19 protein-coding genes are annotated in these 14685 nt (G+C 34.3%); all 19 read right to left on the bottom strand.

Going from position 1 to position 14685, the window contains the following annotated elements; translation table 11 throughout:
- Positions 1–119: 119 nt before the first annotated feature.
- Positions 120–371, bottom strand: a complete 252-nt coding sequence (locus IEV10_RS10275; RefSeq protein WP_188374631.1) for a hypothetical protein — start codon at positions 369–371, stop codon at positions 120–122.
- A gap of 388 nt (positions 372–759) precedes the next feature.
- Positions 760–2070, bottom strand: coding sequence for a cryptochrome/photolyase family protein (locus tag IEV10_RS10270; RefSeq protein WP_188374630.1), 1311 nt, complete (start codon positions 2068–2070; stop codon positions 760–762).
- Positions 2057–2527: an SRPBCC family protein gene (locus IEV10_RS10265; RefSeq protein WP_188374629.1), complete on the bottom strand. Its 471-nt coding sequence runs from the start codon at positions 2525–2527 to the stop codon at positions 2057–2059. The genes IEV10_RS10270 and IEV10_RS10265 overlap by 14 nt, the downstream gene beginning before the upstream one ends.
- Before the next feature lie 28 nt (positions 2528–2555).
- On the bottom strand, positions 2556–3020 hold the full coding sequence (locus IEV10_RS10260) for a TspO/MBR family protein (RefSeq protein WP_188374628.1): 465 nt from the start codon (positions 3018–3020) through the stop codon (positions 2556–2558).
- Between the two features lies 1 nt (position 3021).
- Positions 3022–3192 carry a Lacal_2735 family protein gene (locus IEV10_RS10255; RefSeq protein ID WP_188374627.1) on the bottom strand — a complete coding sequence of 57 codons (171 nt, stop codon included), beginning with the start codon at positions 3190–3192 and terminating at the stop codon, positions 3022–3024.
- Between the two features lie 6 nt (positions 3193–3198).
- Entirely contained in the window at positions 3199–3738 is a 540-nt protein-coding gene (locus IEV10_RS10250; RefSeq protein WP_188374626.1) for a glutathione peroxidase, read from the bottom strand.
- 7 nt (positions 3739–3745) lie between these two features.
- Positions 3746–4429: an SDR family NAD(P)-dependent oxidoreductase gene (locus IEV10_RS10245; protein WP_188374625.1), complete on the bottom strand. Its 684-nt coding sequence runs from the start codon at positions 4427–4429 to the stop codon at positions 3746–3748.
- 2 nt (positions 4430–4431) lie between these two features.
- The gene (locus IEV10_RS10240; RefSeq protein WP_188374624.1) at positions 4432–4659 is read right to left on the bottom strand and encodes a hypothetical protein; all 228 of its coding nucleotides are present in this window, start codon (positions 4657–4659) and stop codon (positions 4432–4434) included.
- 2 nt (positions 4660–4661) lie between these two features.
- On the bottom strand, positions 4662–5354 hold the full coding sequence (folE, locus tag IEV10_RS10235) for a GTP cyclohydrolase I FolE (protein ID WP_188374623.1): 693 nt from the start codon (positions 5352–5354) through the stop codon (positions 4662–4664).
- Between the two features lie 57 nt (positions 5355–5411).
- The gene (locus IEV10_RS10230) at positions 5412–5684 is read right to left on the bottom strand and encodes a TIGR03643 family protein (RefSeq protein ID WP_188374622.1); all 273 of its coding nucleotides are present in this window, start codon (positions 5682–5684) and stop codon (positions 5412–5414) included.
- A gap of 1 nt (position 5685) precedes the next feature.
- Positions 5686–6111 (bottom strand): hypothetical protein, encoded by a 426-nt coding sequence (locus IEV10_RS10225; RefSeq protein WP_188374621.1) that lies wholly within the window; start codon positions 6109–6111, stop codon positions 5686–5688.
- Between the two features lie 100 nt (positions 6112–6211).
- On the bottom strand, positions 6212–7702 hold the full coding sequence (locus IEV10_RS10220) for a cryptochrome/deoxyribodipyrimidine photo-lyase family protein (protein WP_188374620.1): 1491 nt from the start codon (positions 7700–7702) through the stop codon (positions 6212–6214).
- Positions 7692–9206 carry a cryptochrome/photolyase family protein gene (locus IEV10_RS10215; protein ID WP_229719684.1) on the bottom strand — a complete coding sequence of 505 codons (1515 nt, stop codon included), beginning with the start codon at positions 9204–9206 and terminating at the stop codon, positions 7692–7694. Before IEV10_RS10215 ends, IEV10_RS10220 begins: the two co-directional genes overlap by 11 nt.
- On the bottom strand, positions 9182–10489 hold the full coding sequence (locus tag IEV10_RS10210; protein ID WP_188374619.1) for a DASH family cryptochrome: 1308 nt from the start codon (positions 10487–10489) through the stop codon (positions 9182–9184). Before IEV10_RS10210 ends, IEV10_RS10215 begins: the two co-directional genes overlap by 25 nt.
- A complete protein-coding gene (locus IEV10_RS10205) occupies positions 10459–10599 on the bottom strand; it encodes a DUF2256 domain-containing protein (protein WP_229719687.1) in 141 nt (46 codons plus the stop codon). Before IEV10_RS10205 ends, IEV10_RS10210 begins: the two co-directional genes overlap by 31 nt.
- A 15-nt stretch (positions 10600–10614) precedes the next feature.
- Positions 10615–12036 (bottom strand): SDR family oxidoreductase, encoded by a 1422-nt coding sequence (locus IEV10_RS10200; RefSeq protein ID WP_188374617.1) that lies wholly within the window; start codon positions 12034–12036, stop codon positions 10615–10617.
- A gap of 19 nt (positions 12037–12055) precedes the next feature.
- Complete coding sequence (locus IEV10_RS10195; RefSeq protein WP_188374616.1) at positions 12056–12694, bottom strand: flavin reductase family protein; 639 nt, start codon at positions 12692–12694, stop codon at positions 12056–12058.
- The gene (locus tag IEV10_RS10190; RefSeq protein ID WP_188374615.1) at positions 12694–14004 is read right to left on the bottom strand and encodes an ABC1 kinase family protein; all 1311 of its coding nucleotides are present in this window, start codon (positions 14002–14004) and stop codon (positions 12694–12696) included. The genes IEV10_RS10195 and IEV10_RS10190 overlap by 1 nt, the downstream gene beginning before the upstream one ends.
- A gap of 3 nt (positions 14005–14007) precedes the next feature.
- The gene (locus IEV10_RS10185; protein WP_188374614.1) at positions 14008–14664 is read right to left on the bottom strand and encodes a TetR family transcriptional regulator C-terminal domain-containing protein; all 657 of its coding nucleotides are present in this window, start codon (positions 14662–14664) and stop codon (positions 14008–14010) included.
- Between the last annotated feature and the right edge of the window lie 21 nt (positions 14665–14685).

The following is a 14685-nucleotide window of genomic DNA, read 5'->3' as shown; positions in this document are numbered from 1 at the left end:
ATGAATGATATGCGAGTATCATTCCGCCGTAACCATAAATTTAGCAAAAAGGCCTGAAATTCCGATTGACACTTGCCAACCTCAAGCCACTACTCATAGCCATTGTTGCCTTTAGTTTTTTATTCATAATCATCATTATACCAACCTTTCCATTCTTCACTTTCTGGATATGTAAGTTCGTATATTGTCTTTTCAGATTCAGTTAATTGGTCAAAATATTTTCCTAATTCGATAATATGAGATTCTCCATATCCCATTCTCCAACCAATACTATATCTATCGATTTCAGGGTAAGCCAACCAAGGTGGTAAAACAGAGTTTTCGAGTGGTTTAAACTCTCCAATTCTGTTTAGAATATCTCTCGTTTCCATTAAAGCATAGCCAATTATATCTGTCGAATTATTCTCATATAATGTTCTTAGTTGTTATGTCAGCTTATACTATTGCGAGCGGATGACAGTCTTACTGTCTGGCCGTTAGTGGCAATAGAGCTAAAGGAAGTCCCTAGTATTTGCTAAGGTTTTCTCGTATGAAGCATTGCTAATAACAGATATATGTGTATGTTTTGTTGTAATCACTATAGTACTTAGAAGACTATTGATGTAAAAACTTTACTTTTGGATAAATAAAAAGCCCTGAAAATCAGAGCTTTTTAAATTGTTTTTGAAATGGTTATTCCGTCTAAGACATTACTGTCTTAATATCGTAACGTTGACAATTTTATTTTATTGTATAAACTTTAAAATATTTTTTAAATATCTAGTTTAGAGCACTTTTATAGGTTTCTAAACAACGTTCTCTAGCTGTTTTGTGATCTACCATTGGTTGCGGATACGTTAGCTCTTGAAAGTCTGGTACCCATTTTTTGATGTAAGCCAATTGCTTGTCAAACTTTAAAATTTGCGAGGTAGGATTAAAAATTCTAAAATATGGCGCAGCATCAACACCAGAGCCAGCAACCCATTGCCAATTGCCAACATTGCTAGACATATCGTAATCGTGCAATTTCTCTGCAAAATAGGCTTCGCCCCAGCGCCAATCGATGAGTAAATGTTTGCATAAAAAACTGCCTACAAGCATGCGCACTCGATTATGCATAAAGCCGGTTTCGTTTAATTGACGCATACCAGCATCTACTAGAGGATAACCAGTTTGTCCATCGCACCATTTTTTAAATTCCTCTGCATTGTTACGCCATTGTATCCGGTCGTATTTGGCCTTGAATGATTGGTTTTTTGTATGCGGAAAATGCCAAAGAATTTGCATAAAGAATTCGCGCCAAATAAGCTCTTTCATAAATGTGTCATTCTCTTCTGCCATGGCTTTTTGCATCATTTTACGGATGCTTACAGTGCCAAAGCGCAAATGCGGTCCAAGACGTGATGTGTTGTCCATCGCAGGAAAATTTCTGGTGGCTTCGTAGTCTTGAATGCGTTTAGGCGATACATTATAAGGTTTTATCTCCTGAGAACTTTCTTCAAAACCAATATCAGATAGACTTAAGTTTGGTAAGTCAGAATCTGAAATCGTATGCCTTAATAAGGACTCAGAATCATAAATTTTAAAATCTATTGTTTTAAAAGTTTCTTTCCACATGCGAGAATAAGGTGTGTAAACCACATATGGATTGCCGTCCTTTTTTACAACGTCGTCCTTTTCAAAAATAACTTGGTCCTTATACGTTTTAAATGCTATAGCATTTGATGATAAAAATTCTGAAATCTCTGTATCACGGGTTCTGGCATAAGGCTCATAATCATGGTTGGTAAATACAGTTTCTATGTCATACGTATTAACCAATTGTTTATACACGTCAATAGGTTTGCCATTGTACATGGCCAAACTACTTTGATAGTCTTGTTGCAGTGTGTTTCTTAAGCTTTGTAATGTATGGTGTATGAAGCTGACTCTAGCATCCTTTTTTGGAAGCTTGTTCAATATTTCAGTATCAAAAATAAAAATTGGTAAAACGGGTAAATGACTATTAAGTGCATGATAAAGGCCTACATTATCATCGAGCCTTAAATCGCGTCTAAACCAAAATACATTTACTTTTTCAAGGGTTTTCATACTTGCCAAATAATTCTTCTAATTTGGTTGTTCTATAATTGAATATTTCTTCTAATTTGGGTTTTACCAATATTGGATGTACTAATTGCCCTAAGATACCAAAAGGGATTTTATAATCTATGATGTCTTCCATCTCAATACCACCATCTATTTCCTTTATAAAATGTTTATGATGCCAGAGAGCATAGGGTCCAAAACGTTGCTCATCAACAAAATATTCGTGGTCTTTAACGTGTGTTATTTCTGTGACCCATTTTGTTTTTATCCCTAAAACTGGTGTGACTATATACTGAATGATTTGCCCAGGAAACATTGGCCTGTCTGCCCCAGATAAGATATGAAACCCCATATAATCTGGTGTGATGGTTTTTAGATTTTTTGGACTAGAAAGAAACGCCCACGCGTCTTCTTTTGTTATTGGCAGATTTTGCTTTTTGTGGAGTGTATATATTTTCATTTATAACGGCATATAGTTGATGATAGTTCTAGTTATTAAGCACGATATAGGCATTGAGTGATGTGGCAATGCACAACCAAATTAAATAGGGAAGTAGTAAGTATTTAAAATTCTTTAAACGCTCATTTCTGAAGGTGATAAAATAGTAGAAAATGACTAAGGTTAAGAGAATTATAATAACTAACCCCATTTGCATTAAGTGCTGATTAAAGAACACCCAATTCCAACTTACGTTAAGCAAGACCTGAAATCCATAGAGTGCCCACAAGAATTTTGAAGCTCTCAAATGAAAAAGCTCTACAAGATACCAAGAAAAACAAAGCATAATTGTAGTCCATGCGGCTCCAAAAACCCAACCAGGTGGTGTCCATGGTGCTTTGTTAAGATTGTTGTACCAATCTCCTGTTGAGCCCCCATCCATGAGCCAGCTACCAAGCGCAAGGCCTCCAAAATTTATAACTAGAAAGAGTATAAAAAAGTAGATCTTTTTCATTTTACTTAGGAGAAAGCGTTTCTATCTTTTCTAAAATTAGTTGCGCTTCTGCAACTTTTTTGTCACTAGCAGAGCGATTTGTTGTAGACAATTTGTGTGACTCTGCTAAAAGCTTTTCGTATTGCTTTTGAAGCTTTTCTAATTCTGATGTTTTTTTAAACAAGCCAAACATACTATTTTATTTTAGGTGAGATGTGATACGAGAATTCATAGGTTTGGTAATGGAGTAGAAGTAGTCCAAAAACTCACCATCTTCGTCCACCAAATATTTCTGAAAATTCCACTTAACAGTAGAGTTTTGCTTACCATTTATGGCTTTTTTAGTCAGCCATGCATAAAGCGGGTGTTGTAGCAATCCTTTGACATCTATTTTTTCTGTCATTAAGAACGTAACGCCATAATTTATGTCACAGAATTCTTGAATTTCGTTAGAAGTTCCAGGCTCTTGTTTACCAAACTGATTACACGGTACGCCAATAACTACCAGTTTATCTTTATAAGTATCGCTTAACTCCTGAAGTGCTCTATACTGCGGCGTAAATCCACATTTGGAGGCGACGTTTACGAATAAGATTTTTCTGCCTTTGAATTCGGATAGATCAATCGGATGACCTTGTAAAGAATTAATAGCAATATGATGTAAAGATTCTGTCGCATTTTGTTTTATATGTTTATCTGATGTTGAAAGTGTACCAACAAAAGCTTTTATTGGATTCATATGCAAGTTATATTTTGAAACTAGTTATCCCACAATCCATTTTAAAGACTTGACCAGATAAAGCCGCAGCTTTATCAGAAAGTAAAAATGTAGCCATATCCGCAACTTCTTGTGGTTGTAAATATTTTTTAAGCGGATGGCGTTCTTTCATATTTTCTATCATCCGATCATTGCGCAATAATTTTGAAGCTAAATCTGTATCAGTAACCGTAGGTGCAATTGCATTCACACGAATAGTTGGTGCTAATTCTGCTCCAAGAGATTTTGTTAAGCCTTCTACAGCTGATTTTGAAGCTGCTACTGAAGCATGAAATGGCATTCCTAAATCTGAAGCCACAGTACTAAAAAGTAGGACTGATGGATTTTTGCCTTCCTTTAAAATTGGTAAATAAGCCTGAACAGTTTTTACAGCACCAATGACATTGATTTCAAAATCATCTCTAAAATCTTCGACTTTAAGTCGATTTATTGGCTTTAGATTAATGCTTCCAGGACAATACACTAAGCCATCTGCTCCAGAAATTTGGGGGAGCTCATCAGAAAGGACATCGCAATCATGATGCGTGAGATTCTCATGAGAAATTTCTGGAGCGGAACGGCTTAGATTTATAACGTCATGGTTTTCCAATAGGTTATTTACTATAGCATTACCAATACCTCTGCTGCCACCTACAACAATATACTTGCCCATAATTATGCAGCTGTTAAAGGACGTCCTTTAAGGCGCTTTTCTATCTTTTGCTTTATAACTGTAAGACGCTTCATTAAGTCCATTAATTTTGCATCTTTTTTTTGTTTGTAGACTTCATTAACACCAAGAATTAATTCTTTTGCCTCTCTAGCGGCTATGATTCTATCACTTGTAGTTTTGAAAGAAAACTTTCTGTTTTCAAATTCTACAGCTCTTTTTAAAATATCCATAATTAACTGTTTATATAATTTTGAAGTTCATTAATTTTTTCTGGCGAATTAAAAGCGCCTCCATAAAAAGTTGTCACGGTTGCAGACGTATCATCTTTTACGCCTCTAGATGACACACATAAATGTTTTGCATCTATAATAACCGCGACATCCTCTGTACCTAAAACTGTTTTTAATTCGTGTGCGATTTGCTGTGTTAAACGTTCTTGTACCTGAGGACGTTTAGCATAATATTGTACGATTCTATTTAATTTTGATAAGCCTATGACCTTACCTGAAGAGATATAAGCGACATGAGCTTTACCTATGATTGGTACAAAATGATGCTCGCAGTTAGAGTAGAAGGTAATATCCTTCTCGACTAACATTTGGTTGTATTGATATTTATTATCAAACAGTGCCACTTTAGGTTTATTTTTTGGGTCTAAACCCGAAAATATTTCCTCTACATACATTTTAGCTACTCGGTCTGGAGTTCCTTGTAAAGAATCATCGGTTAAGTCTAAGCCTAAGACATCCATGATTTCTGAAAATAATATAGAGATGCGTTCTTTTTTTTCTTTGTCAGACATATCAAAAGCATTGGGCTTCATTGGTGTGTCTAAACTTGTGAATAAATGGTCATCACCAATATCATCGATACTGAAACCGTTTAAGGCATGACCATTTTTTGTGGGAATTGTTTTTGTTTCCATTAAGAATCTTTTTAATGTGCTGTCTTTAAGTACTCCAAGCTTAAATCAAAGCACGGTTTATCGTTTTGATATAGAGTTATTTGATATAGATTTTTGTCTCGAGCATTTAAATCTGCCTTCTTCAAAATTTCTTTTTTTACTATGTTTTGTAGCTCTACCTTGCACACGTGCTCTCCACATTTTGAAACTACTTGGTTTCATTTCTTGACGCATCAGGGTAATCACTTCCTGTTCTTTTAGACCAAACTGAAATTTAATAGCGTCGAAGGTTGTTCTATCTTCCCAAGCCATTTCTATTATTCGGTCTATTTCTATTTCTGTTAATTCCATTTTACATGGGCATGGTGTGTGCCATGTCGTACTTTACTTTTTCGTTTAAAAGCTTGTTAAAAAACTTTTTATTTTCTTTAAAGGTTTTGTTATTTCTATAATGAACAAATCTTCCTTGTGCATGTATGCTACTACCGTTTGTTTTGTATATGACCAATTGATAATAAGGAATTATCCATGTAAAATTTTTTAGTCCTTGGTTTATCATTAATAATATACCTTTTGGTCGTAATTCTATGTTAGAATAATTAATGTCCGATACCAAATTCATCATTGATTTCATGTTTGGACTTACTTCATCAATTATCATGCGCTTACTGCCCACACCATTCATCTTCAACTTTTGTACCAAAGAAAATTCAGGACCAACCAAATCCGCTATTAGTTGCTTGTGTTCTTTGCTATTATAAGTTGTATCCAATATCATATATCCTCAAAATTACAAATGTTTAATCTTTTTTAATAATAGTTAAACAAAAATTAACAGAGAATTATGATTGCAATTTTTTTTATAGTAGATGAAGCAATTAATCAGACCTGAGCATACGATTTCTATCGTTAATAGTATGTCGTTTTAGTATCCTAAAACTTTCACGAATAACATCAGGGTCTTTTTTCATATTCCAAAGAATATCACTCGCTTTTTTGCGGTTTATTTTAATGTCTACAATGGGCTTAGGATAATCTCTACCGAGCTCAAAATTGTAAAAGGCAGATTCCATTGGTGTCATAAGATAAGGCTCGTGTATAAAGGGAATGTCTAAGTGAGCCAACTCAGGAACCCATTTTTTTATGAATGTAGCATCAGCATCATACTTTAGACTATTTGTTGTTGGATTGTATATTCTTAAGTTATTAATGCCTGTTTCTCCTGCTTGCATTTGTAATTGAGGAAAATGAACACCAGGTTCAAAATCAAGAAACTGTTGGGATAGGTGTGTGGTAGCAGCTTGCCATGGTTGCCATAAAATATGTGTAAAAAATGAGGCGAGCATGGCGCGCATTCTAAAGTTAACATAACCAGTCTCTATTAAACAGCGCATACTGGCATCTACAAGTGGAAATCCAGTTTGACCTTCCTTCCAAGCTGTTTGGTAATTTTTAGAAATACGCTTTTTGAGTTTATGGTAACCTTTATTTACACTGGCATGTTCCATAGTATGCTCCATTTCAAACTTTTGAATAAAATGAGCTTGCCAACGTAATCGCGATAAAAAAGCACCAATATGTCTTTTATCTTTACTTTTTGCTTTTAGGGCTTTACCTTTTTGAAACACTTGGCGAATAGAAAGATTGCCCCAAGCTATATAAGGAGATATACGACTACAGCTTGTTCTAGAATTTTCTGGTTTTGATATGTTGAACATGTAGTCTTTATATCGGTCTTCAAAAAAGGAGTTGGCATATTTCCATCCAGTTGTTGTGCCACCTTTTTGAAAACTAACGTCTATAGGTGTTGTTAAGTCAGTAACGGATAGAAGGCTTTCCAAGCTTGCAATTTCTTCTAAATTTAAGAATTGATTATGCGATGGTTCAAAAACCTCTAAATTTTGAGACATATAGTCTTCCCAATTTTCAAACCAATTGTCTCTATTGACTAAACCGCGCTCTACACCATTATTTTTAGTTTCTTTCCATCTAATAAAGTTGTTTCTACAATAGCGGTTAAATTCTTTATCACGATTATAAGTGACTAAAATTCCTGTTTCAGTATGAGAGAAAACGGTATCTATTTTATAAAGCTCTTGAACTGTATTAAAAGCACTTGTAATATCTGAGTTAATAGCTAGTACTTTGGTGTTATGTGGTTGCAACTGATTGTTTATATCTCTAATAGATTCCTTTATAAAGTTAAAATGGCGGTCGCTGTAATGACTATCATTTAATAATATGTTTTCAAAAACATAGAGTAGTAGTGTTCGCTTATTAGACTTCAACGCATTAGTAATTGCTTCATTGTCCTGAAGTCTTAAATCACGTTTTAACCATACTACATTTATCGTTTCTTTAGTTGTCATTATCTAGTGTTTCAAAAAAGATTCGGGCATTATTTATATGAGCTTCTTTTGTTTCAATTTTCATTTTATCAAATGTTCTTATCAGCATTCCTAATCTTGAGTTACTAAGAAAGAAGTCACGATGTTTATCCATAAATGTCCAGAATAAGCCATCCCAAGTTTTTTGCCATTCGCCCTTAGCGTAGTTACTCATTTTCATAATATAATTGCTACTGCTTATATAAGGTTTTGTTGACATTAAGCCACCATCTGCAAACAAGCTCATACCGTATACATTAGGTACCATAACCCAATCGTAAGCATCAATAAATAATTCCATGAACCATTGGTATACATCGTCAGGGTTAAACTCGCAAAGCACCATAAAGTTTCCTAGTATCATCAAACGTTCAATGTGATGGGCATAGGCGGTTTTATTTACTTTTTTGATGACGTCGTCAATGGGCTGAATACCAGTTGAACCCTTATAAAATGATTTGGGAATCTTTCGGTTAAAATTCCAGAAATTCTTTGTGCGCTCCTCAGTGCCTTTAGCCTCATAAACACCACGAATAAACTCGCGCCAGCCTAGTATTTGACGCACAAATCCTTCTGTAGAATTTAAAGGAACACCATTGGCATAGGCGTACGATATGGCTTTATCAATAACCTCCATTGGATGTAAAAGCCCAACATTTATTAGTGGCGATAGCAAACTATGGTTTAAGAAATGTTCTTCTTTGACAATAGCATCTTCATAAACACCAAACTCATGGAAGCGGTAGTCCAAAAACTGTTTTAACCAGGCTTCAGCGGATTTAAAATCTATTGGATAAACAACAAAATCATTCAAGTCACCATAATTATTTGGGAAATTATCAAGCACATAATTCTCAGCGTCCTTGTGGTAATCTGTTTTATCCGGAAATTGAATATTTGGAGGAGTTTTATCCTTTGGATATTTCTTTCGGTTTTCAGAATCGAATGTTAGTTTTCCACCTTCTGGTGAATCGCCATTCATTAAAATATTTCGATTCTTACGTTCATTTTTGTAAAACGAGGTTTGAAAGAATTTCTTTTTTGTTGGTTTAAAAAATACCGATAAGTCACATTTCGAATTAATGAATAGCGGGTTGTTGTGCCAGATGATTTCTATCCCGCCTGACGCATTATTAATATGCTTTTCTAGCCAATTATCTGTTGGGTCAATGATATGCATAAGTCTAGTGCCTTTTTCTTTTAGATATGGCAATAGTTTTCGAACATCACTTTTTTCATCAGTAGCTTCTATATATTTAACCGTTTTACGTTTACTTTTTAAATGATCAGCATAAGCTTTCATACTTGCACGGTGGAAAGCTATTTTTTGTTTATGAAATTTATACTGATTAAAAAACAGATATTCTTCAACTAGATAAATTGTGTCTACTCGCTCAAGAACTGCTGTGGTTTTAAAGAGCTGATGTGGGAATACAATATGTATGTCTTTAATGTTCATTTCTAAAATAGACTGGGTTGTAACCATAAACGTCTAAACTTTCCGGTAGTGTCGTAGCGCTCGGCTTGTAGGTCTACGTTAAACTTTCTATCTCTTGGGTCATTGCCAACACCAGCCACATACATCCAATTGCCATAGTTGCTGTGTACGTCATAGTCGAGTAGGAGTGACTCAAAATATGCAGCACCAATACGCCAATCTAGCTTAAGCTCTTTGGCAAAATACGAGGCCACGTTTTGGCGTCCACGATTGCTCATCCAACCGGTTTCTTTGAGCTCAATCATATTGGCATTTACAAAGTCGGATTGGGTTTCTCCGTTAAGCCATTTGCCAATCAAATTTGTATTTGTACTCCAGTCGTATTCTTTTTTAAGAATGCCTTCTAGTTTGAAAATTTGATGACCATGTTTTAGAGAAACGTATTTAAAATAATCGCGCCAAATTAATTCGAATATGAGCCAATATGTCGATTGGTTTTTTACATATTTATTTTCAAATTGTTTGACTTGATGATAAATGGTTCTTGCAGAAATACTACCATTTGCTAACCATGGCGAAAATTTAGAGCTGTAATCAACACCTACCAAACCGTTACGCGTTTTTTTATAAAACTCCAATTTTTTAGTAGTGAAGAAATAATCTTTTAACCGATTCAGTGCTTCAGTTTCTCCACCCTTAAAGAGAAATGCTGAATTTGGGTGTGTTTTAAAATTATCAAAGCCTAAATCTTGTAAACTTGGAATTTGCGTAGTGTGTTCAACACGATTTGATTTTGGCAGTCTTTCAATCGCTAACTCTTCTCTAATAGGGAGATACTTCTCCAATTTTTTTCGAAACACAGTAAAGACTTGAGGAAGATTTTGAATTTTAAAATTGATGTCTTCAGGATGATATAAAAACTGATTGTATACACTCTTAAAATCGACATTCTTCAATTTAGATTTAACAAGATACTCCGTATCTAATTCTTCTTGTGTCCATTCTGTTTGAAAGTAGATATCCCTTACGTTAAACTCCTCAACAAGCTTTGGAATAATATCTTCGGGTGCTGCATTATAAACCAGTAAGTCTATGTTTAACTTATCAAGGTTTTGCTTTAAATCAATAATGGTCTCTAATAGAAAGCGCGTTCTATACTTTTCAGTTCTTTTAAAACCATATTTATCTATTGTGTACTGCTTTGGGTCAAAACAGTACACGCCAATGAGCTTATTACCAGTTTTACAAGCCTCATACAATACAGCATTATCGTATACTCGTAAATCATTTCTAAACCAAACTATACTTGTATTGCTTTTTGTTTTTTGCATTTATCACTACAATATTTTACGTTTTCCCAGTCTCTCTCCCATTTTTTACGCCAGCTAAAAGGTCGCTCGCAGGCAATACATACTTTTTGAGGCAGATGTTGTTTTTTTATTCCTTTAGGCATTTTTCAATTTTTATGAACTAAGGCATTTATCATCCCTTTAAACACAAAGGCATGAAATGGTAATACCGAGTACCAGTACAATCGTCCCCAAACCCCTTTTGGTCTAAAAACTGCACGCTGATAGAGTTTGTTTTTTACTATTTTAAATTCTAACCAGGCTTCACCAGGTAATTTCATTTCGGCAAAAAGTAGCAATCGTTTTTCGTTCTTATCAGCAAATAGAACACGCCAAAAATCTAATGGATCACCAGCTTCTAAATAAGTGTCGTGAGTTCTTCCACGTCTAAGTCCTACACCGCCAAAAAGTTTGTCGACATAACCTCTTAACTTCCATAGAAAATTAAAGCTATACCAACCATTTCTGCCACCAATGCTCCAAATTTTGTTTATTGTATAGTTTTCGTCTTTTATTTCTCGTGAGCGAACATCTTTAAAGCATCCGTATTGAGGTAATTCTATGTGTTTTGATAACTGATCTTTAAATACACCACTACTCACTGCATCTTTCCAACTAGAAACCACAGCATTTTGCTGTATTTTCTGAAATGCCAAATCAACAGCTGTTTTGTAGGGCATAGGTTTAATATCGATATGCAAATTGATAGCACTGTCTTTACCGATAACTTCGACTTTCATACTATCCACTAAAGCAGCAGCCAGTTGAAATGAAGTAGACGTTACAAAATACAACCAGTAAGAAGATAGCTTAGGTGTTAAAACAGGCAATGTATAGATGTAGCGTTTTAAACCTCTAACTTCAGCAAACTGGAGTAGCATTTCTTTGTAGGTCAATATTTCAGGACCAAAAATATCATAAGAGTTATTATAGAGCTTTTCATTACTGAGTGCGTTAGATAGGTAAGTTAATACATCTCTTATACCAATAGGTTGGGTTTTTGTATTCAACCATTTAGGAGTAATCATTAACGGTAATTTCTCAACAATATCTCTTATGATTTCAAAGGAAGCGCTACCGCTACCAACAATAATTCCTGCTCTAAAAGTTGTGAGCGCATATTTTTTAGATTTTAAAGTATGCTCTACTTGAAGTCTTGATTTTAAATGTTTTGATAAGGAATTGTCATTGACTATGCCACTTAAATAGATGACATGTTTGCATTGGGTTTTGTTGATTAAATTTTTAAAATTTTCGGCACACGTTTTCTCTAATTCCTGAAAGTCGGAACCCGATGTGGACATGGAATGAATTAAGTAATAAGCGGCATCTATATCTTTTGCAATACGGGCTAAATCAGGTTTAAGAAAATCGACTTTGATAAAAATGCATCTTGGATGTTTTTCAATTTCATCCGGGATACGCTCCATATCTCTCACACAACAAACCAGCTCATGGTTATCCTTGAGCAATTGAAGTGCCAATCGCTTCGCTATATAACCCGTTGTTCCGGTAAGTAAGATTTTCATTGTTTGTAGTCTTCAAAATTCAGCCATCACGATGTGCAAATCCTTGTTTAGGACGTTGGTATTCTAATCTAGTTTTCAATTCAGGTACGGCATACGCATCAAGACCATTTATAGTTGCCACTTTTCCTTTTGACAAATTGATAAACCCATCTTTTTCTAAAAGCTCATTTTCTACATAAAGTTTTTCAATTTTTCCTACTAATAAAATGGTATTGTTTACTTTAATATGATATTCCTCTTGGTATTGCATTGCAATTTGTATTGGACAACCTTTTACAAATGGTGCAGGGAACTCATTCTTGTATTCTTCTTCTAATTTGGTAACATCAAACTCAGATACCGATTTGGCATATTTAGCCGAAGTATGGTGTGCGTCTTCTATAATGCCTTCATGGATATGATTAATAGTGTATTTCCCAGTAGATTTAATATTATCATAGGTGTGTCTAATTACTGTTGTAGGCCTCATAAAAACACCAAGCAAACCCGGATTAGAACCTAGATGGGTTATTGAACTAAATATCGCAACATTGCTATTGCCATCTTTATCTTTTGTGCCTATAAGATTAGCAGATTTGTAACCAGAACAACTGTTAATTAGATTGATGCGATAAAGATGATGCATCTCATTAATATCGTCTATACTAAACGCTGCCATTAAAGTTTTATAAAATTATTAATCTTAACGTCTTCGGCTTTTAAGTCAAACATAAGATTGTACAAGCCAAAAAATGTGCGGTTAATGTAAATGAAATGAGTAGAGCCTCTATTACCATTCATTTTTCTGAGCTCTGTACTTTTTGAGTAGCGTTGTCCCATTTCTGCAACTTTATTGAAGAATTCGGGATTCGAAAAATCGAAAGTCTCGTTATGAAACGGTTGTGTAAATAAACTTAACAAATCATGGAACATCGCGCTAAAGAATTCTATTTCTTCAGGAGAATCGTCAGAACGTAAGATTTCTAATTCATATAGTTTTTCTGTAAAAACCTTAGGGTTTTCTATGCTTTCTTTTTTGGCTAATTCAAAATAGGGAATGTAGAAATCATCAGGAATGGCTTTCATACATCCAAAATCTAGAGCAATTAGTTTACCTTCTTTAGATACCAGGAAATTTCCTGGATGAGGATCTGCATGTACTTTACGTAGGTTGTGAATTTGGAACATATAAAAATCCCAAAGGGCTTGACCTAATTTGTTTGATACATTTTGGTCTTTGTTGTGCGCAACAAATTCAGAAAGATGTTCACCTTTCATGTAATCCATAGTGATGATACGTTCAGAAGATAATTCTTCATAATACTCAGGAAATTCTAGATTAGGAATATGTTTACAGGCATTTACAACAGCTTTACTTTGTGCAACTTCTAAGATGTAATTAGTTTCTTCGGTTAGTTTATTTTCAACTTCTTTAAAATACTTATCCGAATCTTTTCCTTTGATGTTAAACATTTTGATGGCAATAGGTTTTACCAAAGCCAAATCTGACGCAATACTTTCTGCAACCCCAGGATATTGAATTTTCACAGCAAATTTTTTCCCATCCTTTTCTGCAAGGTGGACCTGACCAATACTGGCAGCGTTAACCGAGGTTGCATTAAAAGTATCGAACAAATCTTCGGGATGTTTTCCAAAATAGTTTTTGAAAGTTTTTACCACCAATGGGGGTGATAATGGGGGAACCGAAAATTGTGATAGCGAAAACTTTTCGACATAAGCTTGAGGCAAAATGCTTTTTTCCATACTTAGCATTTGTGCAACTTTAAGCGCACTACCTTTAAGCTTTTTCAGACTATCGTATATGTCTTCTGCATTGTTTTTATTTAGACGCTCTTTAGCTTCTTTTTCCGGATTTACTAATTTATCACCGTAGTATTTTAAATAGTTTACACCAACTTTTGCACCTGTTGAGACGAGCTTTGTTGCTCTAGATATTTTAGTAATTGGTATACTGTCTATTGTTTTCATGCATTAATTCATTCTTATTTTTTCCCTAATCATAAACTTGCCTAAATCTATAATGCTTTGTAATGGCGTAGTATCAATTAAATCGAATCCTGTATTTATTGATTTTTCAATAAATATGTCTGTTTTTTCAAATGAAGGTGATGTATCGTCTAACCAAAACTTTATGGTGATTAAAAGTTGAAGCCATGTAGATTCCTTAAGACCTCTATTTTGAATTTTTTCTAATCGGTCTTGTTTTAAATCAAGCATGTTTATGCCTAATTGCTCTATGTAGTTATTGAAACTACTCTTTAATTGAGATAATGTTTTAAGAGATTTCATCTGTTCTTTATGATTTCCTAATGCATAAACAACGTAGCTTCGGTTTGCAGTTAAGTTTTCAAAAAACGTAAAATAAAAGCTCAGTAGTTTGTTACGGGCATCAAACGATTGGTATTCTTCGCTTTTGTTTAAAATAGAATGCGTATTATCAAAAAAAGTTTTAAAAATCGATTGTTCTAATGCCTCAAATGAACCATAATGCTCGTAAAATTTAGCTTCATCAAAATTATGAGCTTTTGCAAAAGCATACACTGATTTTGGTTTATGGTCATGCATAAGTACATGATCCATAAAAAATGTAATTAAATCTGATTTTGAAATAGTTTTTTTCTTAGCCATTGTAATATAAATTTACAATGC

Source organism: Winogradskyella haliclonae (assembly GCF_014635865.1).
In the GTDB taxonomy this organism is placed as follows: domain Bacteria; phylum Bacteroidota; class Bacteroidia; order Flavobacteriales; family Flavobacteriaceae; genus Winogradskyella; species Winogradskyella haliclonae.
This window is presented reverse-complemented; position numbering and strand designations above follow the sequence as displayed.

Excerpts from the sequence above, each read along its gene's own strand:
- IEV10_RS10230 (WP_188374622.1), bottom strand. The coding sequence starts at position 5,684 with ATGGAATTAACAGAAATAGAAATAGACCGAATAATAGAAATGGCTTGG.
- IEV10_RS10270 (WP_188374630.1), bottom strand. The coding sequence starts at position 2,070 with ATGAAAACCCTTGAAAAAGTAAATGTATTTTGGTTTAGACGCGATTTA.
- IEV10_RS10260 (WP_188374628.1), bottom strand. The coding sequence starts at position 3,020 with ATGAAAAAGATCTACTTTTTTATACTCTTTCTAGTTATAAATTTTGGA.
- IEV10_RS10215 (WP_229719684.1), bottom strand. The coding sequence starts at position 9,206 with ATGGTTACAACCCAGTCTATTTTAGAAATGAACATTAAAGACATACAT.
- IEV10_RS10195 (WP_188374616.1), bottom strand. The coding sequence starts at position 12,694 with ATGGCAGCGTTTAGTATAGACGATATTAATGAGATGCATCATCTTTAT.
- IEV10_RS10190 (WP_188374615.1), bottom strand. The coding sequence starts at position 14,004 with ATGAAAACAATAGACAGTATACCAATTACTAAAATATCTAGAGCAACA.
- folE (WP_188374623.1), bottom strand. The coding sequence starts at position 5,354 with ATGGAAACAAAAACAATTCCCACAAAAAATGGTCATGCCTTAAACGGT.
- IEV10_RS10255 (WP_188374627.1), bottom strand. The coding sequence starts at position 3,192 with ATGTTTGGCTTGTTTAAAAAAACATCAGAATTAGAAAAGCTTCAAAAG.
- IEV10_RS10185 (WP_188374614.1), bottom strand. The coding sequence starts at position 14,664 with ATGGCTAAGAAAAAAACTATTTCAAAATCAGATTTAATTACATTTTTT.
- IEV10_RS10220 (WP_188374620.1), bottom strand. The coding sequence starts at position 7,702 with ATGACAACTAAAGAAACGATAAATGTAGTATGGTTAAAACGTGATTTA.
- IEV10_RS10210 (WP_188374619.1), bottom strand. The coding sequence starts at position 10,489 with ATGCAAAAAACAAAAAGCAATACAAGTATAGTTTGGTTTAGAAATGAT.
- IEV10_RS10240 (WP_188374624.1), bottom strand. The coding sequence starts at position 4,659 with ATGGATATTTTAAAAAGAGCTGTAGAATTTGAAAACAGAAAGTTTTCT.
- IEV10_RS10250 (WP_188374626.1), bottom strand. The coding sequence starts at position 3,738 with ATGAATCCAATAAAAGCTTTTGTTGGTACACTTTCAACATCAGATAAA.
- IEV10_RS10275 (WP_188374631.1), bottom strand. The coding sequence starts at position 371 with ATGGAAACGAGAGATATTCTAAACAGAATTGGAGAGTTTAAACCACTC.
- IEV10_RS10200 (WP_188374617.1), bottom strand. The coding sequence starts at position 12,036 with ATGAAAATCTTACTTACCGGAACAACGGGTTATATAGCGAAGCGATTG.
- IEV10_RS10225 (WP_188374621.1), bottom strand. The coding sequence starts at position 6,111 with ATGATATTGGATACAACTTATAATAGCAAAGAACACAAGCAACTAATA.
- IEV10_RS10245 (WP_188374625.1), bottom strand. The coding sequence starts at position 4,429 with ATGGGCAAGTATATTGTTGTAGGTGGCAGCAGAGGTATTGGTAATGCT.
- IEV10_RS10265 (WP_188374629.1), bottom strand. The coding sequence starts at position 2,527 with ATGAAAATATATACACTCCACAAAAAGCAAAATCTGCCAATAACAAAA.